At 50.9% G+C, this 26,097-nt stretch carries 21 protein-coding genes; 7 read left to right on the top strand and 14 right to left on the bottom strand.

All coding sequences use genetic code 11. The features are described 5' to 3' along the window. The first annotated feature begins 917 nt into the window (after window positions 1–917). The 7 genes from ACFOE0_RS16725 (at window position 918) to ACFOE0_RS16695 (ending at window position 7,346) form a co-directional block, all read left to right on the top strand. On the top strand, window positions 918–1,370 hold the full coding sequence (locus tag ACFOE0_RS16725; protein WP_248936307.1) for a DUF3592 domain-containing protein: 453 nt from the start codon (window positions 918–920) through the stop codon (window positions 1,368–1,370). A gap of 18 nt (window positions 1,371–1,388) precedes the next feature. Further along, window positions 1,389–2,072 (top strand): MOSC domain-containing protein, encoded by a 684-nt coding sequence (locus tag ACFOE0_RS16720; RefSeq protein ID WP_248936306.1) that lies wholly within the window; start codon window positions 1,389–1,391, stop codon window positions 2,070–2,072. Window positions 2,073–2,163: 91 nt separating this feature from the next. Beyond that, entirely contained in the window at window positions 2,164–2,817 is a 654-nt protein-coding gene (locus ACFOE0_RS16715; RefSeq protein WP_248936305.1) for a DUF4386 family protein, read from the top strand. Continuing rightward, a complete protein-coding gene (locus ACFOE0_RS16710) occupies window positions 2,817–3,113 on the top strand; it encodes a hypothetical protein (protein WP_248936304.1) in 297 nt (98 codons plus the stop codon). Before ACFOE0_RS16715 ends, ACFOE0_RS16710 begins: the two co-directional genes overlap by 1 nt. A gap of 85 nt (window positions 3,114–3,198) precedes the next feature. Continuing rightward, the gene (locus ACFOE0_RS16705; RefSeq protein WP_248936303.1) at window positions 3,199–3,519 is read left to right on the top strand and encodes a cupin domain-containing protein; all 321 of its coding nucleotides are present in this window, start codon (window positions 3,199–3,201) and stop codon (window positions 3,517–3,519) included. A gap of 138 nt (window positions 3,520–3,657) precedes the next feature. Then, entirely contained in the window at window positions 3,658–5,337 is a 1,680-nt protein-coding gene (locus tag ACFOE0_RS16700) for a mechanosensitive ion channel family protein (protein WP_248936302.1), read from the top strand. Window positions 5,338–5,531: 194 nt separating this feature from the next. Continuing rightward, window positions 5,532–7,346 carry a cation:proton antiporter gene (locus ACFOE0_RS16695; RefSeq protein WP_248936301.1) on the top strand — a complete coding sequence of 605 codons (1,815 nt, stop codon included), beginning with the start codon at window positions 5,532–5,534 and terminating at the stop codon, window positions 7,344–7,346. Window positions 7,347–7,407: 61 nt separating this feature from the next. Here the strand turns inward: ACFOE0_RS16695 and ACFOE0_RS16690 are convergent, their stop codons facing one another. The 14 genes from ACFOE0_RS16690 to ACFOE0_RS16625 all read right to left on the bottom strand — a co-directional run bounded on the left by ACFOE0_RS16690 (window position 7,408) and on the right by ACFOE0_RS16625 (window position 26,066). Next, window positions 7,408–8,040 carry a sugar transferase gene (locus ACFOE0_RS16690; protein WP_248936300.1) on the bottom strand — a complete coding sequence of 211 codons (633 nt, stop codon included), beginning with the start codon at window positions 8,038–8,040 and terminating at the stop codon, window positions 7,408–7,410. Continuing rightward, window positions 8,037–9,218 (bottom strand): glycosyltransferase family 2 protein, encoded by a 1,182-nt coding sequence (locus ACFOE0_RS16685; protein WP_248936299.1) that lies wholly within the window; start codon window positions 9,216–9,218, stop codon window positions 8,037–8,039. The genes ACFOE0_RS16690 and ACFOE0_RS16685 overlap by 4 nt, the downstream gene beginning before the upstream one ends. Then, entirely contained in the window at window positions 9,215–10,324 is a 1,110-nt protein-coding gene (locus ACFOE0_RS16680) for a glycosyltransferase (RefSeq protein ID WP_248936298.1), read from the bottom strand. The genes ACFOE0_RS16685 and ACFOE0_RS16680 overlap by 4 nt, the downstream gene beginning before the upstream one ends. Window positions 10,325–10,424: 100 nt before the next feature. Then, window positions 10,425–12,824 carry a hypothetical protein gene (locus tag ACFOE0_RS16675; protein ID WP_248936297.1) on the bottom strand — a complete coding sequence of 800 codons (2,400 nt, stop codon included), beginning with the start codon at window positions 12,822–12,824 and terminating at the stop codon, window positions 10,425–10,427. A gap of 100 nt (window positions 12,825–12,924) precedes the next feature. After that, the gene (locus ACFOE0_RS16670; RefSeq protein WP_248936296.1) at window positions 12,925–14,421 is read right to left on the bottom strand and encodes a GumC family protein; all 1,497 of its coding nucleotides are present in this window, start codon (window positions 14,419–14,421) and stop codon (window positions 12,925–12,927) included. Beyond that, complete coding sequence (locus tag ACFOE0_RS16665) at window positions 14,418–15,536, bottom strand: glycosyltransferase (protein ID WP_248936295.1); 1,119 nt, start codon at window positions 15,534–15,536, stop codon at window positions 14,418–14,420. Before ACFOE0_RS16665 ends, ACFOE0_RS16670 begins: the two co-directional genes overlap by 4 nt. Continuing rightward, complete coding sequence (locus ACFOE0_RS16660; protein WP_248936294.1) at window positions 15,533–16,264, bottom strand: acyltransferase; 732 nt, start codon at window positions 16,262–16,264, stop codon at window positions 15,533–15,535. Before ACFOE0_RS16660 ends, ACFOE0_RS16665 begins: the two co-directional genes overlap by 4 nt. 9 nt (window positions 16,265–16,273) lie before the next feature. After that, a complete protein-coding gene (glmS, locus tag ACFOE0_RS16655) occupies window positions 16,274–18,112 on the bottom strand; it encodes a glutamine--fructose-6-phosphate transaminase (isomerizing) (protein ID WP_248936293.1) in 1,839 nt (612 codons plus the stop codon). Window positions 18,113–18,270: 158 nt separating this feature from the next. Next, complete coding sequence (locus tag ACFOE0_RS16650; RefSeq protein ID WP_248936292.1) at window positions 18,271–19,680, bottom strand: O-antigen ligase family protein; 1,410 nt, start codon at window positions 19,678–19,680, stop codon at window positions 18,271–18,273. Beyond that, window positions 19,677–21,095 (bottom strand): lipopolysaccharide biosynthesis protein, encoded by a 1,419-nt coding sequence (locus tag ACFOE0_RS16645; RefSeq protein WP_248936291.1) that lies wholly within the window; start codon window positions 21,093–21,095, stop codon window positions 19,677–19,679. Before ACFOE0_RS16645 ends, ACFOE0_RS16650 begins: the two co-directional genes overlap by 4 nt. Next, window positions 21,095–22,165 carry a glycosyltransferase family 4 protein gene (locus tag ACFOE0_RS16640; protein ID WP_248936290.1) on the bottom strand — a complete coding sequence of 357 codons (1,071 nt, stop codon included), beginning with the start codon at window positions 22,163–22,165 and terminating at the stop codon, window positions 21,095–21,097. The genes ACFOE0_RS16645 and ACFOE0_RS16640 overlap by 1 nt, the downstream gene beginning before the upstream one ends. A gap of 83 nt (window positions 22,166–22,248) precedes the next feature. Next, window positions 22,249–23,505, bottom strand: coding sequence for a glycosyltransferase (locus ACFOE0_RS16635; RefSeq protein WP_248936289.1), 1,257 nt, complete (start codon window positions 23,503–23,505; stop codon window positions 22,249–22,251). A gap of 145 nt (window positions 23,506–23,650) precedes the next feature. Then, complete coding sequence (locus ACFOE0_RS16630; protein ID WP_248936288.1) at window positions 23,651–24,676, bottom strand: glycosyltransferase family 4 protein; 1,026 nt, start codon at window positions 24,674–24,676, stop codon at window positions 23,651–23,653. Further along, window positions 24,660–26,066 carry a sigma-54-dependent transcriptional regulator gene (locus ACFOE0_RS16625; RefSeq protein WP_248936287.1) on the bottom strand — a complete coding sequence of 469 codons (1,407 nt, stop codon included), beginning with the start codon at window positions 26,064–26,066 and terminating at the stop codon, window positions 24,660–24,662. The genes ACFOE0_RS16630 and ACFOE0_RS16625 overlap by 17 nt, the downstream gene beginning before the upstream one ends. Window positions 26,067–26,097: the final 31 nt, after the last annotated feature.

Below are 26,097 nucleotides of genomic sequence, written 5' to 3'. Positions count from 1 at the left end.
TAAGAACGCCATAATTGGAACGTCTATATGCGAAAGTTGATGTTATTTGAAAAAGAAATTTTGGCTATTTTCAGCGACACCATACATAGTTCTACTAAACAAAAAAATGGTGGAATCGAATGAGGCGGTTGGAAGGTGATTTCTGTGACCGATAATAGCAATTTATTGGGTGGTGTTTCTTGATTTACTATCTTAATTGAGAAAATTGATGGGTAAGTCTTAAAAAGATTTTTACTCATTAAACTCTGTATTTAATCATAACAAAACTAATAGGAGGGGTAATGTTTTTTCTACCATACAGGAACTTAAAATCGGACCGTTTAGGAACTGCGGTTAGAGTTGTCAGGTTCATCACTATGCTTGGCTATTTATCTATATTCGTGTTCATCTTAAATATAATTTCTGGGATTTCAGGCTTAACAGAATCAAAGCCTTCAGATTTACTGTTAATATATGGAGTGGCCATGTTGTCAATCGGGGTTCTTTTATCGTCGTTGATTGAGTGGGTGGAAGTTAATCGGCGTCAGTGAGAGGTTAAATCATACGAACAAGGGCTAATTGAGAGTGAGTAAAGACAATGGTATCAAAGGTAGTCAAAGCACTATTGATTCAAGCCGATAGAAAGAGGCTTTGAGTTTTTGTCTACTGTTTTTATTGGTGCCGCTTTCAGATAAATGCTTAGAAATTGGCCACGACCATAATTAAACTCATAACATGTGAGGTGTATGAAGCTAGGTCAACTGATTTTGCTATGGTGCAGTTAGTATGTCTGGAGCTAACTCATTGCTATAGCTTTGAGGAACACCGGGGGATTTAACGTTCCCTCAGCAAGCTGGCGAGGGTACGGCAGACATTACCGATCTTGTGCTTGGTCTTAATCAATATGGCCTTGGTCTTAATCGATATGGATAAGCGTTATGAATCTACCTGTTATCGCGGGAATTGTATTTTTGCTGTTCAGTCTGTACCTGATGAAGCAAAGTCTGACCTCACTTGCTCTGGCTAATGCCAGTGTTTTCTGGCCCGTTGTTATAGGAAAAGTCCTGTCTGTTGAAGTATCCAAACCCCAGTCGACCAGTAATCACAGGGTGCTTTATGTAAAGTACTCCTATCAGGTTGATGGTAAGGAATATATTGGCAGCAGAGATGCCCTGTACACCCTGACCGGTGATGAAGTCCTGCAACTGGAGCAGCAATTTGCCGAAAGCTCTGAGGTGGAGGTGTTTTATGACCCACAGTCGCCAGATAGCGCTGTGCTGATAACTGGCCCCAGAGAAGACAAAAAATACAGCGACCTTATTCTTGCCGGGGCAGGCGTTGTGGTTGGGATTGGATTGATCCTTGCCGGTAATGCAGGACTGATTGGTTGATAAGAGAGACACCGACGAATGAATACCAGATATGCGTTAAAAGGGGTTTATCGGGGGAAAGTGGCTCAAAACTTCGGTGTTGAAACCGCCATTGTAAAACATCCGGTGCGGGAAGCGCTTTACCTGGATGTTGAGGGACTGGCGGGTGATGAATGCGCCGATAAACGACATCATGGTGGGCCGGAAAGGGCTCTGCATCAATATCCGCTGGAGCATTATGAATTTTGGCGTCAGCGTTATCCCGACAATACCGACTGGATGGCACCGGGTATGGGCGAAAACCTGAGCTCAGAAGGGATGCTTGAAACCAATGTCTGCATAGGTGACAGGTATCGTTGGGGGGAAGCCATCATTGAGGTCAGCCAACCCCGTTCACCTTGCTTTAAGCTCAATCGTCGATGGCAGGTGGAAGAGTTCTCACGCCATATGCAGGATATCAGTCGCTGCGGATGGCTTTACAGGGTGATTCAACCCGGTCTGGTTGGCCCTGAACATCCCCTGATCCTGGTTGATCGGCTTGATAACGCCATGACGATTGCTCTGGTGTGTGAGCTTTATTTTGGTACACCTCTGGATACTGATGGCCTGAAGCTATTACGCCAGCAAAAGGCGTTGTCAGAGAGTTGGATGTCGAAAGTGATTCAGAGGCTGGACACCGGAGAAGTGGAGAACTGGAATTTCAGGCTGTTTGGTCATCCTTGATTAATTCATCAGTTAGCCATTGTTACATCTTAACCCCCTGATTGAAACTAGGGTCTGTTAACTTGGGGTTTTTATTGTGCAGGGAATCGCTATGAGTCAACTACAAAGAGCCGGAGGTTTCGCAGCGCTGTCAGAAGCACTGATTTATATTTCCGCTTTTATCTATTTTGGCGGGTTCTGGCAATATCCTGCGGATGCCGGACCGGTGGAAAAGTTCGCCTATCTGGCTGAGCATCAACTGGCCTTTTCAGTCGCCTATTTCTTGATGTATGTGTTGTTCGGCATATTGCTGGCGGTGTTGGTTTTGGCACTGCACGAGCGATTAAAGCTTACATCTCCGGCCTTGTCGTCCATTGCTGCTGTTTTCGGTGTGGTCTGGGTCGGGCTGGTTATCGCCAGCGGCATGATTTCCAATATCGCTTTAGCTGTGGTGTTGGACCTTGCGACCAATGATCCTCAGCAAGCCATGACTATCTGGCAGACGGTGTACATTATTGTTGATGGCATTGGCGGCGGTAATGAGATTGTTGGGGGTCTTTGGGTATTGTTGCTGAGTCTGGCAGCGCTTCGGGGAAAGGCGATTTCAAGGTCACTGAGTTATCTTGGGCTATTTGTTGGATCCGCAGGTGTGCTGACGATATTTCCTGTCGATCTGTTCAAGGATATCTTTGGCCTCAGCCAGATCCTGTGGTTTGCTTGGATGGGCGTAACCTTACTCAAGAGCAATGCTGGAGGCACACCTTAATGGTGTTGCTTAAGATACTTGGATTACAAGTCGGTGCTCTGGTTCTTGCCGCACTCTTCCTTAGTTTACTGGGGCGTGTTGGCGATTGGCCTTTTGAGGTCTCCATATTATTTTGGATTGGTGTTGCCTGCTACTGTTTGGTCTTACTTCATCGCTCGCTTGCAAATGGGCCTGATGCAAAAATCAGCAGAGTATTAGTCGTTATCTTTGGCTATATGCTGTCAATTTTGCCGGTGACGCTGGTGGGATATATGGTGTTGTTTATATTTGCAGTTGGCAGCACAGGGTTTAAATAATCTTACCTATACGTAACGGGTCAGGTGTTGTATCAATACAGAATTGCTCATCGCTGGTTAAGCGCTATCCACTTCAGGACGAATAATGGATAAACACAATATCTACCAAAACCTCCCCGACAATTTTGAACATGAAGAGTTTAGCGATCTGCTGTCACTGCCGGGGATCAGAATCGAGCGTATCGTCTCCAAAGGGCACAGTTCTCCCGATGTCGGCTGGTATGAGCAGGATGAGAATGAGTGGGTCATGGTGCTCAAAGGCGCTGGCGTACTTGAATTTGAAGATGGTCGCGAAGTGCATCTTAATGATGGCGACTATCTGAATATCCCAAAGAGGGTGAAACATAAGGTTAAGTGGACAGATCCCGACACTCCAACCTTGTGGCTTGCAGTCTTCTATCCCTGAGCATTTAGTCATAAAGCTCACAATCAATGAGTTATCCGATTTACATCTATCAGGTTGAATTGCGTCTGTACCCGCGCTGAGTTTTGTTGCAGGTTTGGGGAATCCTTTTTCATCACCAAATAGATTTGGGAGATGTATATGGCCAGACTCAATTCAACCCGCCTGTTTTTGCTGTTCGCCTTTTGCTTGCTCTCTTTTGAGCTGGCAAGCCAGACCAATCAAACACCCAATAGTGCTGAGCCAATGCAGGCGCAGGCAGAGTCACCCTTGGTTGCTGAAATCGACCAGATGTTGCAGAACAATGCGGATCTGGCTTCGAGTATGAACAGTGCCACGGGTGAAGACAGAGATGCCTTGCAAACTCAATTGTTTGTAAAAAACCAGGAACTGAGAAAGCTGTTGGCCAGAGCCATCAATAATGAGGCTATGGACAGCCAAAGGTTGTTGCAGCTGGTTCGGCAGCAGGAGGTCTACTCCAAACAGGCTTACAGCTTTATCAATAAAAGGCTGACTCAGCTTAATGACCAGATCAACAAGGCCAGTGACGACAGTAAGCTGTCTTTGATCAACCAATATGGAGAGTTACAGAGCTACCTCAACTCAGTACTGCAATCCAGCTGGGAAAACATCGAGTGGATGCGCAAGCTGGGGCAGGGGGAAACCGATGCTCAGGCAAGGCTGACCGAGCAGATCAGCCAGCGGCTCAGGTTGTTGTCAGCCTCCATCGACTATATCCAACAGCAGCTCAGCGTTATTGGCCGCCAACTGTCTGTGAGTCTGGAGTCAGATAAGTCCGGACTGCAGCTCAGCCAATTGGTGACCCAGCAAAAGCTGGATATTGTGGTTCAGAGCATGATCAACACTTATACCCTGGCCGATAAACTTGGGTTACCCACCGCCGAGTATAAGCGCCAGGTATTCAGTGCAACCGGCAATATCACCCGGGATATTTTGGATTGGGATGTGCTGCTGTCGATCATCAAACACTGGTCCTATTCGGTGTGGGACTGGACCCTGGATAATGCCCCTCAGGTGATATTTCAGCTGGTCATTCTGGCGCTGATCCTGTTTGCCGCTAAATTCGCAGCCAACCTCACTCAGTCTGTTGTCCGTAAAACTGTGGCCGCCAGGAACTTCAAACTGTCGCAGTTGATGCAGGACTTCTTTATCTCCATGGCAGGCAAGGTGGTTTGGGTGATAGGTATTCTGGTGGGCCTGTCTCAGATCGGCCTGGATCTGGCCCCGGTACTGACCGGTTTCGGTATTGCCGGGGTAATTATTGGCTTTGCGCTGCAGGATACGCTGTCGAACTTTGCCGCCGGTATGATGTTGCTGATCTATCGACCTTTTGATGTCGGCGACTTTGTTTATGCCGGTGGCGTTGATGGCAAGGTTAGTCATATGAGCCTGGTCAACACCACCATTCGCACCTTTGACAACCAGATAATCATAGTGCCCAACAGCAAGATTTGGGGCGATGTGATTAAGAATGTAACCCATGAACGTATCCGCAGAGTGGATATGGTGTTTGGGATTGGCTATCAGGATGATTTAACCAAGGCCGAAGCAGTGTTGGGGGACATTATCAGTAATCACCCGGCAGTACTGCGCAGCCCTGAGCCTATGATCAAAGTGCATGTACTGAATACCTCATCGGTGGACTTTATCGTCAGACCCTGGGTTAAAACAGACGATTACTGGGATGTTTACTGGGACGTGACCCGTGAGGTGAAGCTGAGGTTTGACCGTGAAGGTATTACCATCCCATTCCCACAGCAGGATGTTCATTTATATCGGCCACAGTCCAGCCAGGCCTGAGGTCTTAGATATTAAGCTTAGTGTCATATTCTGTTCAGCAAAATAGCTATGGTGTTGTTTTAAAGCAAGAATAGCTCACTGCAGTCAGGATATGCTCTTTAGCCACTGATATTCGGTGCTGTTAAATAGCGATCGAATGTGTGAGTTTAAGCTTTAATTTCAATGATTCATCAATATTCAGGGAGTGATGGTGCATGGCAGAGCAGATAGCCGGCATGTTGGGATTAGTGGGAGTCTTGTCGCTCCTGTGTCAGTGGCTGGGGTGGCGCATGCGTCTGCCCGCGATTTTACCTTTGCTGCTGTGTGGCCTGTTACTCGGTCCCGGACTGGGCATTATTCAACCTGAAGCCTTACTGGGTGATCTGCTGTTCCCCATGATCTCTCTTGGGGTCGCCATTATCCTGTTTGAAGGGGCATTGACACTTAATTTCAAGGAGATCCGGGATCACGGAAAGATGGTGATTAATCTGGTCTCCATTGGTGCCCTGGTCACATGGACCATTATCTCAGTAGCCTGCCACTATCTGATGGGCTTTGCCTGGGAGCTGGCGATTCTGTTCGGTGCGCTGGTGGTGGTTACCGGACCTACCGTGATTGTTCCCATGCTCCGTAGTGTTCGCCCCAGTGCCAAACTGGGCAGCATATTGAGATGGGAAGGCATAGTTATCGACCCCATTGGTGCTTTGCTGGCGGTACTGGTTTATGAATACGTGGTGGCCACCAATGACCCTGCAACCCATGTACTGCAGGCCTTTGGCCTGACCCTGCTGGTGGGGTTGGGGCTGGGCGCGGCGACAGGTTGGCTACTTGGCCTGATACTTAAGCGTCGCTGGATCCCCCATTATCTGCGCAATACTGCCGTGCTCACCATCATGTTGGGGGTATTTGTACTTTCCAATGCCATTGAGGAAGAGTCTGGCCTGCTGACGGTGACTGTGATGGGCATTTTGATGGCTAACATCAAAGACCTGGATATCAGTGACATTATCGAGTTCAAGGAAACCCTGACGGTTCTGATGATCTCTGCGCTGTTTATTCTTCTGGCGGCGCGTCTGGACTCAGAAGCCGTTATGGCACTGGGGTGGGGCAGTTTGGCCTTGCTTGCCGTGGTACTGTTTATCGCCCGTCCTGTCAGTATCTGGCTTTGTGGTATTGGAACCAGTCTGAGCAGTGCAGAGAAATGGTTCCTCAGCTGGATGGCTCCCCGGGGTATTGTGGCAGCTGCTGTGTCCTCGCTGTTTGCCATTAAACTGCAGGAGAAAGGCTTCGCGGGAGCAGAGCTGATTGTCCCTTTGGTATTTGTAGTGATTATCGGCACAGTGGTGATTCAAAGTCTTACTGCGTCAGCCTGGGCAAAGTGGCTGGGCGTGCGAATGGACGCACCACAGGGCGTATTGATATTCGGGGCATCTGTATTTAGTCGTAATCTTGCAAAAATTTTGATGGATAATGGCTATAAGGTGCTGCTTGCCGATACCAACTGGGACAATATTCGTCTGGCAAGGATGGATAATATCCCTGTTTACTTTGGTAATCCGGCATCTGAACATGCAGAAAACGCACTGGACCTTACCGGTATCGGGCGTGCGCTGGTGATATCTCCCTATCGAAAGCTCAATCCACTGGTGAACTTCTACTACCAGGATGTGTTCGGCGAGTCCAAGGTATTTGGGTTGAATAATTTTGAATCTAATAGTGCCAGATTGCAGATGTCCGAGTCATACCGCAAGCGTTTGTGCTTGTTTGCTGATGGTGTTTCCTATGCAAAAATTGCCAGTCAAATGTCCCGTGGCGGCATGGTTAAGAGCACACTGCTGACCGAGAACTATACCCTGGCCGATTTGATGACCCGGGTTGGTGAGGGTTTTATTCCTCTGGCATGGAGTAAAGATGGCCGACTGCACATAATGACGTCGGAAACTCAATTGGCTGACTCAGGCTATGAGTTGATCTATCTGTCGTCTCCAGTGCCAGAGAGCGATGCTTCCGGGGATGATGATAAAGATTGAGACAAAAGGCCGCTTGAAGCGGCCTTTTTATTACCATCTCAAAACCACCGCATATAGCCAGTTACTGACCCCGGCCATTAAACATCACCGACAGCGTGGCAAAGATAATATAGAGGTCCATCTTTACCCAGGCCTTCAGTGATGACATTGACAGGCAGTACGCGTGGTCATAGCCCACCTTGCTTCTAACATCATTAATGCAGGTATCGTAACCCTGTTTGACCTGCGCCAGTCCGGTGATGCCCGGCATCAGTCCATAGGTTCTGTCTGCAAAGAAGGGGATGGCATCTTCCAGTGACTGGTAAAACCCCGGGCGTTCAGGTCTGGGCCCTATCATGGACATATCGCCCATAAGGACATTGATAAACTGAGGGATCTCATCCAGCCGGGTTTTACGCAGGAAGCGGCCGACCCGGGTAATTCTTGGGTCCTGCTTTGACGCCCATACCGCACCTGTCACACTCTCGGCATTGCACACCATGGTGCGAAACTTAATCATATTGAACATGAGTGTTCTGTCGGGCAGTGAGCGACCTATTCGCATCTGTTTAAAGAATACCGGTCCCGGACTGTCCAGCTTGATCGCCAGTGCGATAATCGGAAAAAGGGGCAGGGTGATCAGCATGCCTATGCTCGCCATCAATATATCTGAGCCCCGCTTTAACATTGCCGTTAAGGGATGAATATGTGTCATGAGTTTTTCCCCGCTTTGTCAGATCCTGTTACCCGGGTCCAGCGACCCTTCTCCAATCCCAGCAGATAACGCATTCCGCCGGTCATAATGGCCATGTGGCCAGAAATTAAGTAGCACACCAGTTGTATCAGCTTGTTTTGCTGACTGGCTGGCCAGATAAATCCCACCGTGGCCAGTCCCCATACCAGAAGTTGCAGTCCGGCCAGCAGGGCAAACAGCCAGTAGTTGGCTGCCAGATACAATGAACCAGCCAGTGCAATCAGCATCAGAGGACCGCAGGCTACGCGCAGTGCTTTACCCGACCAAAACATCAGACTCAGGTTGCCCTGAACCGGATTCAGCAAGTGTTTCAGTCTGAACACCTGCTGCAGATTACCAGCGCCGATGCGAACCCGGCGTTTGAAGTTCTGGTCATCATTGGTGGCTTCCATCTCCACGGCATGTATCCGGTTTTCCTGCACGCCCAGATACCCCCTGGCGACTATGGACATAGGCAAAATAAAGTCATCGTTAATGGTGTCGCCGGGAAGCGGCTGAAACAGGGATTTACGAAACAGGTACAGGGCGCCGTGTGTTCCCTGGGGAGCGCCCAGTGCTGCCTCCATCACTTTGACCTTGTTCTGATACTGCCAGTACTTCTGCTCACCTTCATTGCCCGGCTGAAGCATCAGATAGTGACTGTTGACGACGCCAATACGGTCATTATTAAAATGGGCGGCAGCCAGCGTAAGCGTATCAATGGAGAGCAGGGCTGAGGTGTCACTCAGGGCGATAATCTGTCCCTCAGCCAGATGAATCAGTTCGTTAATCACGGCCACCTTGCCACGATTCTCTGTGAACTCGTGCAGATGACATTGCAGGTCGGCGCACAATACTTCGTTAAGAGTCTGTTGGGCAATGGCAGCACTTTGATCACTGCAGCCATCAAATCCAATGTGGACAGTTAACTTGTCTGCCGGGTAGTCCAGGCTGGCCAGATTGCGGATCTTGTCGGCTATCCAGGCTTCCTCGTTATAAGCCGGTACCACTATGCTGATATGGGGCAGTTGATCTGGTGCGCAGGGTTCGCCGGTATTATCTGCTTTCGCCAGTTTCTTCAGCAGCAATGGGTACACCAGATGGTGGTAGACCACCAGTGCGCCGCTGAGCAAAGTGACCAGAACAATGATGTTGTTCATTTTGAATCCTCCACCAGGGCAGCCTGTCCATGCAGTTCCAAATGGCAGAGATCGTCATAGGCCTTGGCCATAGTGCGCACATCAAAATGTCGGGTAATAAATTGGCGTGGGTTGGCCTCCAGTCGGGAATTCAACATATCAGCGATGGCGTTGGCGGCGTCTTTGGCATGGTGATTTTCAAGCAGGCGACCACTGATAGGGCAAAGGGTATCTTTGCAGCAGCCAACATCTGTGACTATGGCGGGTATGTTGCAGGCCTGAGCTTCAAGAGGTGCCAGTGGAAAGCCTTCGAACAAAGAGGGCAGACAGAAGAGATCCAGCGCCTGGTAAAACACCGGCATATCATCAGTATGTCCCAGAAAGTGCACCCTGTGACCCAGTCCTTCAACCAGAGTCCGGTACTGAAGTTGTGGCATGCAGCTGCCATCGCCTGCCAGTACCAGATGAATGTCTTCGTCCAGATAGCCAATGGCGCCAATCAGCATCTCATGATTTTTTACCGCTTCCATTCGACCACTGCAGCCAACCAGTCTGACATTTTGAGGCAGGGACAGCTTTTGTCGTGCTTCAGCCTTTGAACCGGGACAGAATCTGTTGGTGTCTATACCGTTGTGAATGGTTTTGACCTGCTCCAATCCAAGATTCAGCTGCAGGCTCTGCGCGACTGCCGAGCCATCAGCGACAACGATTGGGCGAGCCAGTTTTAACGCCAGCTTTTGTAGCATGCGGCGCTTACGTGCGGCCAGATGCCAGGCATCGTGTTCAGTATGGATAATGGCTTTAACCCCGGCCAGACGGGCGGCGAAGCCGGCATAGAGAAGTGGCCCAACATGATGGGTGTGAACAACATCCGGCTGCTCACGTTCGAAAAACTGCTTGAGCTTGATCAGGAGGCCAAGAGATAAACCTTCTTGCTTATTGAGGAAAATCAGTCTGTCTTCAACGGCCTTAAGTTTAGGCCAGTGGCGCAGGGCTGACTCCTTGTCTCCTTCCAGGCTGATGACCCAGGTATTGTCGTTAAACAGGGAGAATTGTTGGATATCCAACACCATATTCTCCAGTCCACCCGGGCGTAAATGCTGAACGACCTGAAAAACTTTGTGCATGTTCTGCTCCGACCTAATCATGTTCTGCTTAGGTCAGAGCAGATCTTGTGCCAATGCTGTAAGTTTATGATTAAACGTTGATTACCTGTTTTTCTTGCGCTTATTGGGGTGTCATATTTGCAATTTGCGATGCTGTTTTAGCTTCGCTTTTAATACTCAGTGCAATAATGCGATCGCGCCATTTATTTAAGGTTGATACAGGTACCCGGGACATCTCTTCCCAGTTGTCGGGCACCTGTTTTCTCAGTTGGCGCAACAGTTTCCCTGCCTGCCTGTCACTTTTTGCGCGCTGTTCAAGCCAGGTCAGCCACTGCAGATCATTGATACCGTCGGTCAGCTCAAACAGCCCCTGATCGACATCGTGCTGCAGTGGGCACGGACTGACACTGGGATATAGAAACTGGATATCTGATTCGCGACCATCGGTTGGATTAAAGGGATCTGCCGTTGGCATACGGGCGTGCCATAACATCAGGCCTTCGGCGCCGATTTGCCAGAGATAAAAACCGGCTGCGTGGCGCCTGGGGCTGAGGTTATACAACCAGACTTCATTGGATGAGGGAATGCTGGCCAGTTGGTCTTTGTCTATTCCAAAGCCGTCATTGAGCAGCAGCAGATCAAACTTGTTCAGCCATTTCCTGTCACCACTGTTGTTCAGGTGACCGGCCAGCCTGGACTGAGGCGAGAATGCTTTTACATATCTGAAGCTGGCTTCGAGGTCATTGATGCTGTCTGCATTTGAGGGCTCATCTGCGCTGACCCAAACCGGCTCAGGCAGTTGCTTTGACGAGAGTTGCCTGCTCAGGTTGGCGATGACTGTGGCTGCCTGATCCACGCCCATGGCGGCGATTAAGCGTTTGAGAGGGGTATAGGCCAGCACCGGGGCATCGAAGCCATTCCGGCGGAGTGTGGTAATGGCATCAACCATGGCCGCGATCCCCTGAGGATCTGAAGGTGTAGGCAAGGGGGGAGCAACGGATGTTAATCCCTGACCGCGCAGAAACTTAAGGTCACACTCCAGTGCTGCCTGGCTCAGCGCCTGGGTTTGTTTAAACCAGCCGTACTGCACCTGATGCTCAAGGTAGACGCCTATGGTTTGGGTAACACCAGGAAGAGGCGAGTCCATCACATCCACCTGCAGAGGAAGTTCAACTCTGCCCTTGTTGGAAACCACTTCAATGTTACCTGTGTAAGTCCCTCCCGGTGCTGACTGCGGGACCTTGACTCTGAGATGAATTTTTCTGCCTCCCGGATGCGTTTTTGAAGGGGGCAGTCCGGACTTCAGGTAAGTGTCACTGGCCCGCAGCAGGGTAGACTTGAGGGCACTGCGTTGCCAGCGCCAGTGTCCATATCTGAGCTGTACCGGCAGGGCACGGTTACCCGAGGTGGGAGTGGTGATTTGCAGATCAAGCAGTGACAGCTCGGGCGGGAGCCTGAAGCTGGCATTAAACCAGCTGCCGGGAGCCGCTTTTTGTGGTGGTTTTTCAAGCCATTCAATGCCATTCAGCTTATTGCTGGCACGGGGCTTTTTCACTTTAAAGCTCTCTGACAGGGGCCAGTTATTACGCCACCAAAACTCCCGTCCTTGTTCAACCTGAACCAGAACGGGCAGGTCACTGGCATCCTGAACCCGGGTTGTCATCAATATCTGCCTGTCTTTCGCAGGCTCTGCCAGGATGGCGCTGACATAACCCGCATGGGGCATATTGCCCGAGATACTGATATCTATGCCCTGACCCTGGCTGTACACCAGAAAGGTCACCTTGCTGTTGGGGCCATCGGCATATCTGATGTAGCCAGAATCTGCAGGATTAGCTTCGGGCCACTGGCGTCCAAGATAGACCTGTTCGACCCAATCATCGGCAGACAAATTGAGTGAGCTTACCAGAGTATCGTTGACAGTGATTTGCCTTTGATACACAGGGGGAAGGTATTCCCACTCGCCGGGATCTCTGAGCCAAAGTGTTATAGCCCAGGGGCCCGCTGCCAAAGGCAGTTTGATTCCTTCCAGCCCCTGAATACCATCAGTGGTCAGGCCCTCACTGGCCTGCATTTTGCCGCCTCGGTCAATGGCTCTCATATGCTTGCCCCTGAGCATGGTATTGAAGGGGGGCAGGGGTTGAAACCCGGGCCAGAGAGCACTGCCTTTGGGGCCGAGATCCCAGCCAACTGAGCCGTCGGGCAGAGGCGGGTGTTGAACCAATTTGGCACCTGTGAGCCTGACGGTGTCAGGATCAGCTGCAAATACAATAATCTGCTTGAGCTGATGGATTATCAGCGGGCGTTTTCCCGGCGTTTCGAGTCCGCCCAGCAGTTGATTGAGGGTAAACTTGCCCGGAGGAACCACCCGCTCGAGGTTAACTCTGTCGTGGTAAGGCGCTTTCTCTTTGTCGTCCAACCGTAAAACCACAATCGAAGGCTCAGAGGATTGATTGATGCCGGTGATCATCAGGTCAACGGCTCCGGTCAGCTTCTCTGCATCCTTTGGGGTAAAGGTCATGGCGACTTTCCCTGGGCTCACGGAAGGCGACCGCGAAAGGGGAATTTGCTGGGCCGCAAAACTGGTGGAACACAGGCAGGTCAATAACAGCAGAATAGTATTAAGTGGCAACGGATTCATTGGGCGTTTCTCCCACAGGATCAGCGACAAATGTATGTTTTCCCTGGCGAGGGACAACTTTGGGGATTCGGCAAAGCACGACGGCACCAGTTATGTCTTCAACTTCCTGCTTGAGTCGTATGCTGGTATCCGTGATCTCATTGAAAGTCCCTATGCTGGCCCCAATCAGTAATCCACCAAACAGGCCGCCAAAAATGAACAGCAGGATATGGGGGTTGGATGGGTGAGTAGGGACAAAAGGCTGGTCAATGATCCTGATACGCTTATCCTGCTCAAAGGTTCCCAATGAGCTGGTGAGTCGGGCCATTTCATATCTTTGCATCAGATCATCGTACATCTGGCGTTTTATCAGCAGATCCCGTTCCAGCTTGGCCAGTTCCTGCTGCCGATCACCAAAACCTTTGGTGTCCTGTTCCAACTCAGCAATCATATTCTCCAGGCTACTGACTTCCTCTTTTAACCCATTGACGTTGGAGCGCTCAGTCTGGAGGTGTTCCAGCTGAGAGATCAGCAGAGGTTGTTGGCGGCTGTCGGTACCGGACATGGCTGCCACGCTGGCGATATCCCAGAGTTGATCTGTATCCAGGCCCTGTTGATTTCGTTCCAGCAGGGCTTTGCGTTCCTGCTCAAGCTCAGACAGGTTGCGCATCACAGCCTGCACTTTGCTGTGACTATTGGTATAACGGGCCTGCAGCAATGTCAGCTCGCTTCTCAATGAAATAATCTGCTCTTCCAATCGGCCGATAACCGGGTTGGTGCGCGATAGCTGTTGATCCAGGCTGCCCAGGCTTTTTTCAGCACCGGCGAGTTCGGCCTGACGCTCAGCCAGGGCCTGTTTAAGCTTCGCCAGTCGGGTCAGCTTATCCAGCTGCAACTCTGGCAGATCGGTTGCGTACTTACCCCGGAAATCCGCCAGGCGTTGCTCCGCTTCCTCAAGCTCCTTTCTGCGAGACTCAAGATTACCGGAAAGAAACTGACTGGAGTCCTTCATTGAGGAGCGCTCTGGCGCCAGCAACTGTTCGATAAAATGCACACTGACACTTTCCAGGGTTTGCTGCATACGTGTTGGATTGCCTGAGACATACTGGATTCTGATTAGATCCTTTCCAGCCATGGCTACGCTCAATCCGTCTGAGAGTTGATTGATAACAGTATTGGCTTGCGCTTCGCTTGAGTTTTCGTCTACCAACCCCAGATCTTTGGATACCAGCGCGAGAATATGGCGACTGTGGAGCAGGGTTTTAATGCTGTCCATACGCTCTTTGAGCATGGCTGATACAGCCAGATCTTCGAGGAATGGATTCATCTTGGATGTTTCCTGCAAAAGCATACTGGTATGAGAGGTGTAAACTCTGGGGCTGACGACGCCTATGAGCAGCCCAATCACAGGAAAAACCAGCGCCGGGATAATTATGATGTACCTCTGCCTCCATGCGGCACACAGCAACACCATTACGCGATAAGCCAATCCTTTCATAATCGCTCCATCATCACTTTCAGTTGGGCGGCTCTGGCATCCCAGCTGTGATTGTTCAGATCCGGTTTTGGCCGCTGCTCAGGGTGACGCAGCAGTTGCAGTGTGCGGATCATCTCTCCCGTGTCCCTGACCAGATGCAGCTGTGCTGACATCGCCTGGGCGGCGGGAAAGCAGGTGCTGAGTACAGGCTTGCCTGCGGCGAGATACTCCAGCAATTTTAACGGGTTACATGCCCTTATCTGAGGGGTGTCCCTGAACGGCAGTAAGGATACCTGCCAGTGCTGACTGTATCTGGACAACTCAGCATGGGGCCTGGGGCCAAGCAGATGAACGTTGGGCAGGCTGCGGATAGCCCCTATGTCGCACTCCTGTTTGCCGATAAACACAAAGTGCCAATCCGGCATATGGGAAGCGACCCGATATAGAAGATCATAGTCCAACCAGCTGGAGAGGCTGCCATAAAAGCCTGCCACCGGTTTACCATCATGGGGAAGGTCATCGGCTCTGGGGGCTGGAGAGGTAAACAAAGACAGGTCGACACCGTGTGGCAGCAACTGGGTCTTGTAGGACGGAAACCGGGAAGCCAGCGTTGGACTGGCGGCAAGAATAAGGTCAGCTTGCTCAATCAATCTGGCTTCATGGCGAGCCACTGTTTGATGGTCTACTCCGGCCAGCGCCGAGAAGTCATCGCCGCAATAGTAGATAAGATGCTCAGGCTCAAGTGTGCCGCAGAAATCAACCGCAGTGGGCAAAGAGGTCCAGACGACAGGCTTGTCGATACCCAGGCGGTTAAACACAGGTTGCAACTGCAGCTTCAGCAGCCAACAGGCCAACTTTCTGGTGACAGGGTGTTCCGGTGCCGGGATAGTTATCGGCTTGAGGATCAGCGGACTTGAACCCTCTTCAGAAGCCATGGGTTTTGGCGAGGATTTAAAGAGGCTTAACAGCTTTATACAGGCTCTTTTGAGATCCCGCCAACATACTCTGGGCTGGCGCAAGCCGATGGAGTTAATCCAGATAACCCGGTAGTTGGGCATCAGTCGTTTTATCAGGTGTTGGGTACTGGAGGGCAGGCCCCCCCAGTCTTCACCGAATACAATAAGGTCCCGTTTCATGACTGCGACTCCGTATCCGGGGTGATACTCCGTACCACTTTGGCTGGGACGCCGGCAGCGATGACACCAGCGGGCAGGCTGTGGCATACCACGCTGCCTGCCGCGACTATGGTGCCTGCACCTATCTCAACGCCCGGCATAACACTGACGCCGGTGGCCAGCCATACATCTTTGTGAAGAATGATATCGCCGACCTGGTGTTCCAGCTCAGGCAGATGTCTGGCCCTGTCTTCTGCATCCAGCGGGTGGCCGGGGTAGCCGCAAATAAAGGCGCGACCTGCAATCCTGACATTGTCTTCCAGCACGACTTTGGAGCCGACCGCTATGGTGGTTTGCCAGCCAATATCGATATTGCTGCCGACAATAAGTTGCGGAGCCTGTGGGCTACACACCCGACCACTGAAAGTGGTGGCTCCGCTTACCCGGCAATCATCGCCAAGACTGATCTCCACCGGGCCGGATACAAAAGGCATTCCGCCATATAAATTGAGTCTCTTACCACATTGCTGCAGACGACCTTTAAATGCAGGGGTCCAGATAAATATCCGGGTGAAGGTGCTGAGCAAGCGTTGCACACCAGTGACCAGTGCATATAACGGACGATTAATCGCACCTATGTTGGGAAGTTCTGCTGCCGTTACTGTTTTCAGGCCGCGATACAGGCGTTTGACTGCAGGGTGCTCACTGGTTTTCAGCCAGTGTTTGGTTTGTGCAAGTGAAGCAAACATAGAACCTCCTTATTCGACAGTCACAGATTTGGCGAGATTTCTGGGCTTATCGATATCCAGTCCCTTCTCTTTGGCGACATGGTAGGCCAGCAACTGCAATGGCAGTGTGTAGAGCAGAGGGAAGAGCACAGGATCCACCTGGGGCATAGGGATCGCTGCGGTGATAAATTCGGATGAAGCTTCAATCGCCTGGCTATCTGCTATGAGAATAATCTTGCCGCCTCTTGAGGCTACCTCCCTGAGGTTGGAGAGGGTTTTGGGTTGCAGCTCGTCGGGTGGCGCGATGACAACAACTGGCATCTGTTCATCAACCAGAGCGATAGGGCCATGCTTAAGCTCGCCGGCTGCGTAAGCTTCGGCATGGATATAGCTGATCTCTTTAAGCTTAAGGGCGCCTTCCTGGGCCAGAGGCCAGGCCTGACCGCGACCGATAAACAGAGCGTGGTCGCTTGTTGCCATCATCTGAGCAAGGCGAATGATCGGCTCCTGGGTCAGAAGCTGACGGTGGAACAAAGATGGCAATTCATGCAGAGCTTTTATCAGGGACAGTTCCTGATCAAAATCCATGCTGCCATTGTGTCGGGCGCAATCTATGGACAGCAACAGGAGTACGGTTAATTGAGCCATAAATGCCTTGGTACTGGCGACGCCGATTTCGGGGCCCGCCAGTGTTGGCAATATGGTATCGCTTTCCAGTGCCATGGTGCTGGTTGGGACATTGTTCATGGATAAGCAGGGACAGCCTATTGCCTTGGCATATCTCAGTGCGGCCAGGGTGTCTGCCGTCTCACCGGATTGCGAGATAAACAGGTTGCTGGTGTGGCTGCTCATTGGACGGTTGCGATAGCGAAACTCCGACGCCAGATCTGTGTCTGTGGGAATACCGGCGATGGACTCTAACCAGTAGCGGGCAGTGCAGGCGGCATAGTATGAAGTACCGCAGGCCACAATATTAAGGGCTTCAATGGCTGCACTCTGCCCGGGTTGCAGGCCTGTGTTGAGCTGGCGGCCATTGATATCCAGATAGTGATTCAGGATGCGCTCAATAACATCTCCCTGCTCATAAATCTCTTTCAGCATAAAGTGCTCAAAACCCTGCTTGCCATCGGCAACATCCAATTTGGGTGCTGGTTGCCAGGGGATATTATCAATTTGAATTTGAGTGTTTTGCGCAGTTGTTTGATAGAGCCTGACCCCTTCGCTGGCAATGACTGCGAGCTGGCCATCCGTCAATGGGCAGATAAGTTCTGCAGAGTTTCCCAGCGCCACTACATCAGACGCCAACATAATACCGGCCTGGCCCTGAGCGATAATCAGTGAACTGTCTTTACGTGCCGCATACAGGCGGTCGGGCTGGGAAGAGAAGATGGCGGCTATGGCATAGCTGCCTTCAAGACGGGAAAGGCTTTGGTACAAGGCCTGCTGGGGAGCCATTCCCTGAGCAAGGTAGAAGCTTACCATCACGGGGATAACTTCACTGTCGGTATCACTTTCAAACGTCATACCCTCAGCACTCATCTCGGCGCGCAGTGACTGATAGTTCTCAATAATACCGTTGTGAACCACTGCGACATCAGCCGTCATGTGAGGGTGGGCGTTACGGGTAGAACAGTCCCCATGGGTTGCCCAGCGCGTGTGGGCAATGCCTATCCCGCCATCCAGAGGGGAATTGCCCAACAATTTAACCAGATTGTCGATTTTGCCTTCGCTGCGGCGCAGCTGCAGACCGGTTTCACCACCGACAACCAAACCGCTGGAATCATAACCTCTGTATGAGAGTGCGTTGAGGCCTTCAAGCAGGCTTGGGGTGACTGATTGCGTACTGATTGCTCCGAATATTCCACACATATGCTGCTCCAATGAAATTTTTCTGTTTCACTGTGAAGAGCAACGCTTGTGCCATTATTTAAAATCCAATAAATACAGCGCAATAGAGGTGTTTTTGGATTAAGTGCTGGCTTCAATTTTGCAAATTGGAGCAAATTCAAAGTGCAAATTGCGATGAATTATCCGGGCTTTGAAAGTGAGGCGAGTTGAAGCTTGGTGGCCTGGGCCAGTGCAACCACCAGACCTGCCAACAGATAGATAGGCCAGTTAAAGCCTTGAGTGAGAAAGGTGCCAGACACTATGGTTCCGGCAAAGCCAGCAAGCAGAGCCTGAGCTGAGCTGTAGAACACTGCCGGTAACTTGTCCCTGTTGGCTTCTATTTTGTCGAGCGTTTCCCGGGCGGTATGGATGGACAGGCCGATGAAGGCCAGAAATACCAGTAGCCCGAGAATGCCGGTTTCTGCCAGTACGCCAAACCAGGTGCTGTGCACCGCATGGTTAAGGCCATCCCAGTGATCTGAATAGAAATAGTAATTAGCGTAAAAGTTATTGATACCCACACCTGTAAGCGGATTTTCGAATGCCATTCGGTAAGCGGCTTGCCAGGCGTAAAGCCGTCCCATAGCTGACGCGTCAATTCCCTCTTCGGCAGCACCACCGGAGGCCCGGTCAGAAATTCCGGCAACGGCATAGAGTATTACCGCTCCTGCGGTGGCCAGTGAAAAGAACAGGGTTTTGGATTTCATCTTGCGGTAAACCAGCACCCCCACAATGGCCATCATCCCCAGCAGGCCGCCCCGGCTTTGAGTGGCAATAATGGCGTAAAAACTCAGTGGCATTCCTATAGCACCCAATATTCGGAACAGTTTGGGTAAGCCGGGGGTAATCATCATGCTCAGTGCAAATGACGCCGGAAACATAAGTACCAGCGCCAGATCGTTTGGATCGCCCAGCATAGAGCCAATGGCGCGGCCGATAGTGACCCGTGTGCCTTCAACCATGCCGATACCATTGATCTTATTTGAGATCGCGACCAAAGCTACCAATATGCCCGAAACCCCTATCAGCAGGTTACACAGGGAAAAATCTCTTGGGGTACGGGTCAGATAGGTGACTGCAAAGGTCATCAATATAATTTTCCAGTAGGTAGCCTTGAAAAAGGTGATAGCCAGCGAGCGGTTCTCGGCAAGAACAACCCCTATGATCACCAGACCAACAAAAACCGAGAGTACGGTTAAACAGGGTGACCAATAGAGTTTGATCGACTGGGATAGCACCAGATGCCAGAACAGGGTTAACAGTGACGCTATGGACAGCATCAGAGGCACTTTCATTGGGTAAAGAACCGGAAATACCTCATGGATTCGAAAGAAGGAAAAAATCACAAACAGGAGCACCATAAGAAACGGCTCTTTAATGACGTACAGCAAAGCAAAAGGGGCCAGACCTATGACGATAGCGAGTAAAGGATGGGGAACCAGATACCAGGCCAGTGAGACACTGACAATGACCATCAGTAGCGCTATCGGTGAAGGTACGTCCGGAAACAGGCTGTTAAATTGGTTTTTTACGTCCAGTATCAACCTCATACCGCAGCCCGCCATTTGGAGGGTAACCTGATAAGACCTGAGGTCAGTATGCCTGTGCCAATGACGGCATAGCCGACAAAGAAAGCCAGTACTCTTTGGGCCCAGGAGAGCTCAAACATTGCCAGTACCAACACTGTTGCGGCGGTCCCCAACAGCAAGAATATCAGCGCGGGAGAATAGGGGATGGCTGCCATACGCTGGCCGGCGATGTACAGCAGCAGGAGTCTGCCCATCTGGGCGGAAGTCAGACCCAGGGCCACGCCCCATATGCCTAAAGTTCCGGCCAATAACAGCATCAAACCAACACCGACGATTGCCATACCGAGGTTGATATAAAGTTGAACCTCGCTTGACTGTTTGCTCATACAGCCAAGGTTCAGCAGTTCTCCTGCCTCCTTCAACAGGGCGGCCAGCAGCAGAAGCCCGGCTATGGACGCGGCCATTTGATACTCATTGGGTAACAGCAGATGAATAAACCCGGGTACTGCCAGTGACAGCGTGATCGCGACCAGGCTCAGGCAAGCGATACCCAGTGTGGTCATGCGTGCGGCTTTGTCCGGCCCTTGATTAAACAGGACATCGTAACGACGGGGAAACCACCAAAGGGTGAAGGGTTGCTGCAGCAGTACCAGGCCAAGGGCGAACTTGGCACCCACGGCATAAAGGGCCAGGGTCTCGGAGTCTGTATAGGTTTGCAGAATCCAGCGATCCAGACCATTAAGGGCAAATCCCATCAGACCGGTTGCGACCAGGGGCAGGGCATACACAAACATGGGTTTGACCAATCGACGCGACAAAGCAACACCTGAACTCAAATACTGATAGTGGCTAAGCAACAGCAATTGCACGACTGCCGAGATAAAGCCTGCTTCAAGTACTCCTGTGACTCCACGCCCCATATTGACCAGAACAATGATCAGGGCAGCATTAAGCAGAGCTCTACCTGTGGTAGCGAGGAAGAACAGACCCGGTCTATTTTTCATGCGCATCCAGGTCAGTGGGAGGTTAATGCAGGATTCAAACGCAAGCAGGCTTAACACCAAAGAGAGCTCGTAGAAACTGAATAGGTGCGGAAACCAATTGCTGATTGCCAGTGCGGCTCCCAACAGCAGAGGAAGGGAAACGCTGGAGGCGACAAGAGACAAGCCGAAAAACTCAGATGCCACCTGGTGTTTTTGGTTATCAGAGGCGGCTTCTCCGATAAAGCGGCACATGGCTTCCTGAAGCCCCAGGCCGGCAACGACGCTGGCAAAAACCGCTATGCTCAGAATAAGTTCCAGTCGACCAAACTCAGCCTGGGGCAGCAGGTTGGTTAACCAGGGAAGCATAATAAGCGACATGCCTTTCATCACTCCCAAACCCAGGCCATACATCAGCATGGCCTGCATTGGTGAGGAGAGCCTTAGCTTGTGCATTACTGCCATACTCCACGGGTAGCGGTGGAAGCATTGGAAGCGCTGGTCAGCAGGATATAGCTTATCGCCTGAAGTTGGGGCTTATAGACGGCTTCTGCATGATAGTTGCGGCTGATAAAGCCAGCACAATGTCCAAGCTCAGTGACTAACTGAGGAGTGTCGCAGAGCATTCTGAGTTTATTGGCAAGATCCTGACTGTCACCAGGCGTGTATTTGACACAGTTGGCACCGTCTACCAACACCTTATCCCAGTAACTGCCATCAGCTGGTAACACAATACACTGGCCTGCAGCTATTGCTTCGAGAATTGATAGTCCAAAGGGCTCATGTTGGCTGGTGGAGACAAAGATATGACTGGCAGCCCTTATCTCATCGAGGTTTTTGGGCTCTTTATACCAGTGGATTCTGTCGTTATTCTGGCCAATCTCGGAGTGGTCCAGTGCGATATTTTTGGGCTGTATGTAACAGATATTGGCTTTGAGCCCGGGGACTTTGTTCAGAGCCGCAGTCAGCAGATCCAGGCCTTTCCACTTCAGCAGTGAGGCTGCCCAGAACACTGATGGCGTTGATTCTGTTTCCTGAGTCGCCGGGGTTGGCCAGCTGTCGATAGCCAGGCCATTGAGCATGGTGACATACCTGGGCTCGACCATAGCTTCATGGAGTGCTCCCGCCCGGTCCAGGGCCTGTCTGATACTGGATTTACAGCCGGGCAGGTAGTGAACGGCTTCAGCCTGCATCAAACACTTGCCTATGGTTTTTGAGGTTGCGACAGGTCCGTGGATCAGTTGCAGAATGGGCGTTCCGGTCATGTAGCGAACCAGATAAGCGGCCAGATCTATACCCGGGCCGGATGCACCTATCATCAAGCCAGGTTTTTTCAGCATGGGCCAACGTACCAGCACCTGAATGGCGATCAGCAAAAACTTAAGAAAATAGAGCAGTCCCATATCCTTGTTCATTATCCAGGCTGGCAGCCACAATGGGTGAGTATCTGGCTTCAGCGTTTGCCAACTGTCCGGATCCTGGGTAAACACGGTAAAGCTGCAGTCCTCTCCAAGCAGTGAGAGCATGGTTCTTGTTGCAGTTTTCGACCCACCTCTGAAAGGGATGGGATCAATAATAAGAATGTTTCTTGAATTGGATGAAGACATGACTATACCTCTCTTACCTGGCTGGTCAGGCTGAGCTTTTTACCTAAAATCCTAAGGACACTGCGACAGGCTGCCTGACACATAGCCGCCAGTTTGGCCAGGATAAATGGGTTTTGGTAATGACCTGACTGATAGATCATTGATTGATATAAACGGTGGAACTCATGGTAAAAATGCTCAGTGCCGAAGCGGCTGTAAGCTCTCAGGGCACCTGTTTGGGCCATGGTTTTACGCTTGGCCGGGTCCCGGATAAGCTTATCTACGGCATCAGTGAAAGAGTTGACGTCTCCTTCGCACAGCACGCCAGTTTCATCAGCGTCAATCAGTTCAGGGATACCGCCAACACGGGCTGCAACCACGGGAACCTTAAGGGACAAAGCTTCCAGAATCGTCAGGCCGAAGGCTTCCTCTTCCGGGCAGGTCACATAGATATCGACACCGCTTTTCAGACAGCTTCCTATCTGGGTTTGTTCGCCGACAAAGTGCACTTGCTTCTCGAGGTTCAACTCGGCGGTCAGGGATTTCAGTTTCATCAGCTCAGGACCTGACCCTATCAGCATCAAATGCACCGGATGCCCTTTGGCTTTGAGATTTGCTGTGACTCTGATGAGCTTGTCCATTCGTTTGCGGGGAATAAGACTGCCCACGCTGGCCAGCAGAATATCTGAACTGCTTAGCCCAAGTTCAGTCCTGAGCTGTTTTGAAGGCTGGTTTTTTATTGCAGAGTAATCAATGGCGTTATAGATGACCCTGGCGCAGGATGCCGGGTAGCCATCACGTTCAACTGAGTGGGTGGCCATTTTGCTGACCCCCACTATGGTGGGGCACAGATACAGACCAAGTGAAATTTTGTCCCTGACAGGATAGGGAGAATGCAGATGACAGAGCATGGGCACATCCATGGTTTTAGCTGCCATCAATGCCCATTGAATAGGTGCTGCGCTGTTGCAATGTACCAGACTGACGCCATAGTGACGGATCAGGTCACGGCACTTGAGATACAGCTTCCACCATCCGCTAAAGCTCCATTTCGGGGCTTTCCAGCCAAGCAGCAGTGAGAACTCCTCTACATGAGTATCGACCCCCATAGCCTGGGCCTGGGAAGCGAGTACCGGGTTGTTTGTCCAGAGAATGGGCTGGTAGATATCTTTATCCAGTAGTTTCAGCAGCGTTATCAGACAGTTCTCGCTGCCTCTGAACCAGGGATCACCATAGTGGATATATAAGATTGGGAGTTTTTCATTGGCTGAATGTTTCATACTGGCCTCGCTTGACATCCTGTTTAGTGTCAAGACTTCAAACTTTAGGCCAGTTTTTTAAGTGATTGATATATTGATGGTTAAGTTGGTTTTTGTGAGCGAAGGCGAACGTTTGGCCGCAGTTTGCAATGCACATTGATTCGACTCAGGCAGTTTTGCGATAGTCTTCGAGTATTGAAGGCAGCACAGCATCGACAGAGAATCCTCTTTCAACGGTTTCAATGGCAGCTTGAGAAATCTCCTGCCGGTTTTCCTCTGTGAGACTGTGCCAGGTATTAATGGCCGCGGACAGAAGTTTATGGTTGGCTTCTTCAACCAGATAACCATTGCTGCCGTTGCTTATCAGCTGCTCCATGGCGCCAACCCGGGTCGCTGCCACGGGGATCCCACGTCCAAGCGCCTCAAGTGCTGCCAGAGGCATTCCTTCGTATCTGGATGGCATGACCAACAGGCCGATATCGCACCAATGCTCCTTCATATTACAGAAGCCGTAAAAGGTCACATTGCCGGGAGCAGATTGTTCCAGTCTGGCTCTTTCGGGGCCATCACCATAAATATGAAAGCTCAAATGAGGAAGGGCTTTGGCATAGTCCAGCATGCGGTCCGGGCCTTTCTCGGCACTGAGTCGCCCAACGAAGGCTATTTGCTTGCCCCGCGAAGGTACCAGAGTACGGGTATTGATAAAGTTACGTACCAGCTCAACCCTGACAAAGGGGATCCGTGCTGCAATGTCCTGGCTGACAGCCAAACGCTTATCTGCCAGAAAAGCCGTATACCTGTCGAGCCAGTCATAGAACCTTAATTTCCCACTGCCAATCTCTCCGGCGTGAAAAGTACTGATGACACGTTTTTTGAGCAGTGATGCAGCAATTCTTCCAATTATTCCGGCCTTGTATCCATGGGTGTGCAGCACTGTTGGGTTAGTAAATTTGATGTAGTTGAGGGTTGCTGACAATGTTCCATCAAAATAATTCACAGGTATATTTTGATGTTCAAGGAGATCTTGTAACGGGTGAGGCTGGTCATATCTGCACAGAAAGCAGACGCTCACGCTCTGGCCGCTTCCGGAGAGTCCTGTTGCCAGTTCCAGAACATGGGTTTCGATACCGCCATGACTGCGACTATCCAGCAGCAGCATTACCTGATCTTTGCTGTTAACCTGCTGCTTCATCCCAGCTTTGCTTCTTTCTGTATATGGTCGATGGACTGACTTCAAGCAAGTTGGCGGCTTTCTGAATATTGCCTTCGCAGTGAGCGATTGCCTGCTCGATAACGTTTTTTTCAACCTCTGCCAATGGACGGATTAAAGGCTCTTCCAAAGCTTGTCCCGGGTTAATGGTTTGAATTGGGGTGATGTCGGCGCAGCGCTGAGCCGGACGGTCAACAGAGCCATTCAGAGGGGCGGGGAGGTGTTCCGGCAACACGGTATCGCCGTTGTTAAGCACCACTATGTTACGGATAACATTTTGCAGTTCCCTTACATTTCCCGGCCAGGGATAGCGGCGCAAAATGCTTTCCACTTCTTCTGAAAATTGCTGAAAGGTCTTGCCATCTTCGTGGGCGTATTTGACCAGCAGTTCCCTGGCTATTGCCACTATGTCGCTGCCTCTTTCTCTCAGTGGTGGGAGATGCACAGGGACTACATGGAGACGATAATAAAGATCTTCGCGAAAGCGCCCCTGTTGAACTTCGGTCAGTGGGTCCCGGTTGGTTGCGCACAGAATACGGACGTCAACCTGCTGTTCCTGGCTGCTGCCCACCCGGTGAAATCTGCCTGTTTGCAAAAAGCGAAGCAGCTTTTTCTGAAGCTCAGTGTCCATTTCACAGACCTCGTCCAGAAACAGAGTGCCGCCATCAGCCAGTTGAGCGGCACCTTTACGCTCGGACGAGGCACCGGTAAAAGCCCCTTTGATATGACCAAAGATCTCACTTTCCATTAAGTCTTTGGGGATGGCCGCACAGTTGATAGCGATAAAGGGGTTGTCACGCCTTGGGCTTTGACTATGGATCGCTTCCGCACATACCTCTTTGCCTGTGCCGCTCTCACCTGTGATAAAGATGGATGCCTGACTGGCTGCGGCGCAGTCAATAATGCGATAGACAGTTTGCATCACCATGCTTTTACCAATAAAACCATGGAACTGATCCCTGTTGCACGACGCTTTGAGGGTATTGAGCTGGGTTTTCAGCGAGGCCCGGTCCAGGTGGTTGTTGACCGTAGTACGCAATCGGTCGGCAGACACAGGTTTTTCCAAAAAGTCGTCTGCGCCCATACGCATCATATCGACGGCGACATCGACGGAACCATGGCCTGTCGTGATAATAACAACCGCATCTTCGTGGTGTTGTTTGATTTGTCCGAGCACTTCCTGGCCGTCAATATCCGGCAGTTTCAGGTCGAGTAATACCAGATCGGGTTTGTAAGACTCTACCCAGGATACCGCTTCGGCTCCGGTCGCTGCCAGACAGATATTACCCTTGAGATATTTGAGAAAGTACCTGTACTGATTAGCTATCGGCGCGGCATCCTCCACCACCAAAATATTCAAATCTCGCTCCATGGTTTTCCCTGACCAAACAAATATGTGTTAA

It is taken from the genome of Shewanella submarina, from assembly GCF_042646185.1.
Classification (GTDB): domain Bacteria; phylum Pseudomonadota; class Gammaproteobacteria; order Enterobacterales; family Shewanellaceae; genus Shewanella; species Shewanella corallii.
This window is presented reverse-complemented; position numbering and strand designations above follow the sequence as displayed.

Coding starts and splice junctions, on each gene's coding strand:
- ACFOE0_RS16725 (WP_248936307.1), top strand. CDS start 918: ATGAATCTACCTGTTATCGCGGGAATTGTATTTTTGCTGTTCAGTCTG.
- ACFOE0_RS16720 (WP_248936306.1), top strand. CDS start 1,389: ATGAATACCAGATATGCGTTAAAAGGGGTTTATCGGGGGAAAGTGGCT.
- ACFOE0_RS16715 (WP_248936305.1), top strand. CDS start 2,164: ATGAGTCAACTACAAAGAGCCGGAGGTTTCGCAGCGCTGTCAGAAGCA.
- ACFOE0_RS16710 (WP_248936304.1), top strand. CDS start 2,817: ATGGTGTTGCTTAAGATACTTGGATTACAAGTCGGTGCTCTGGTTCTT.
- ACFOE0_RS16705 (WP_248936303.1), top strand. CDS start 3,199: ATGGATAAACACAATATCTACCAAAACCTCCCCGACAATTTTGAACAT.
- ACFOE0_RS16700 (WP_248936302.1), top strand. CDS start 3,658: ATGGCCAGACTCAATTCAACCCGCCTGTTTTTGCTGTTCGCCTTTTGC.
- ACFOE0_RS16695 (WP_248936301.1), top strand. CDS start 5,532: ATGGCAGAGCAGATAGCCGGCATGTTGGGATTAGTGGGAGTCTTGTCG.
- ACFOE0_RS16690 (WP_248936300.1), bottom strand. CDS start 8,040: ATGACACATATTCATCCCTTAACGGCAATGTTAAAGCGGGGCTCAGAT.
- ACFOE0_RS16685 (WP_248936299.1), bottom strand. CDS start 9,218: ATGAACAACATCATTGTTCTGGTCACTTTGCTCAGCGGCGCACTGGTG.
- ACFOE0_RS16680 (WP_248936298.1), bottom strand. CDS start 10,324: ATGCACAAAGTTTTTCAGGTCGTTCAGCATTTACGCCCGGGTGGACTG.
- ACFOE0_RS16675 (WP_248936297.1), bottom strand. CDS start 12,824: ATGACCTTTACCCCAAAGGATGCAGAGAAGCTGACCGGAGCCGTTGAC.
- ACFOE0_RS16670 (WP_248936296.1), bottom strand. CDS start 14,421: ATGAAAGGATTGGCTTATCGCGTAATGGTGTTGCTGTGTGCCGCATGG.
- ACFOE0_RS16665 (WP_248936295.1), bottom strand. CDS start 15,536: ATGAAACGGGACCTTATTGTATTCGGTGAAGACTGGGGGGGCCTGCCC.
- ACFOE0_RS16660 (WP_248936294.1), bottom strand. CDS start 16,264: ATGTTTGCTTCACTTGCACAAACCAAACACTGGCTGAAAACCAGTGAG.
- glmS (WP_248936293.1), bottom strand. CDS start 18,112: ATGTGTGGAATATTCGGAGCAATCAGTACGCAATCAGTCACCCCAAGC.
- ACFOE0_RS16650 (WP_248936292.1), bottom strand. CDS start 19,680: ATGAGGTTGATACTGGACGTAAAAAACCAATTTAACAGCCTGTTTCCG.
- ACFOE0_RS16645 (WP_248936291.1), bottom strand. CDS start 21,095: ATGCACAAGCTAAGGCTCTCCTCACCAATGCAGGCCATGCTGATGTAT.
- ACFOE0_RS16640 (WP_248936290.1), bottom strand. CDS start 22,165: ATGCTCTCACTGCTTGGAGAGGACTGCAGCTTTACCGTGTTTACCCAG.
- ACFOE0_RS16635 (WP_248936289.1), bottom strand. CDS start 23,505: ATGAAACATTCAGCCAATGAAAAACTCCCAATCTTATATATCCACTAT.
- ACFOE0_RS16630 (WP_248936288.1), bottom strand. CDS start 24,676: ATGAAGCAGCAGGTTAACAGCAAAGATCAGGTAATGCTGCTGCTGGAT.
- ACFOE0_RS16625 (WP_248936287.1), bottom strand. CDS start 26,066: ATGGAGCGAGATTTGAATATTTTGGTGGTGGAGGATGCCGCGCCGATA.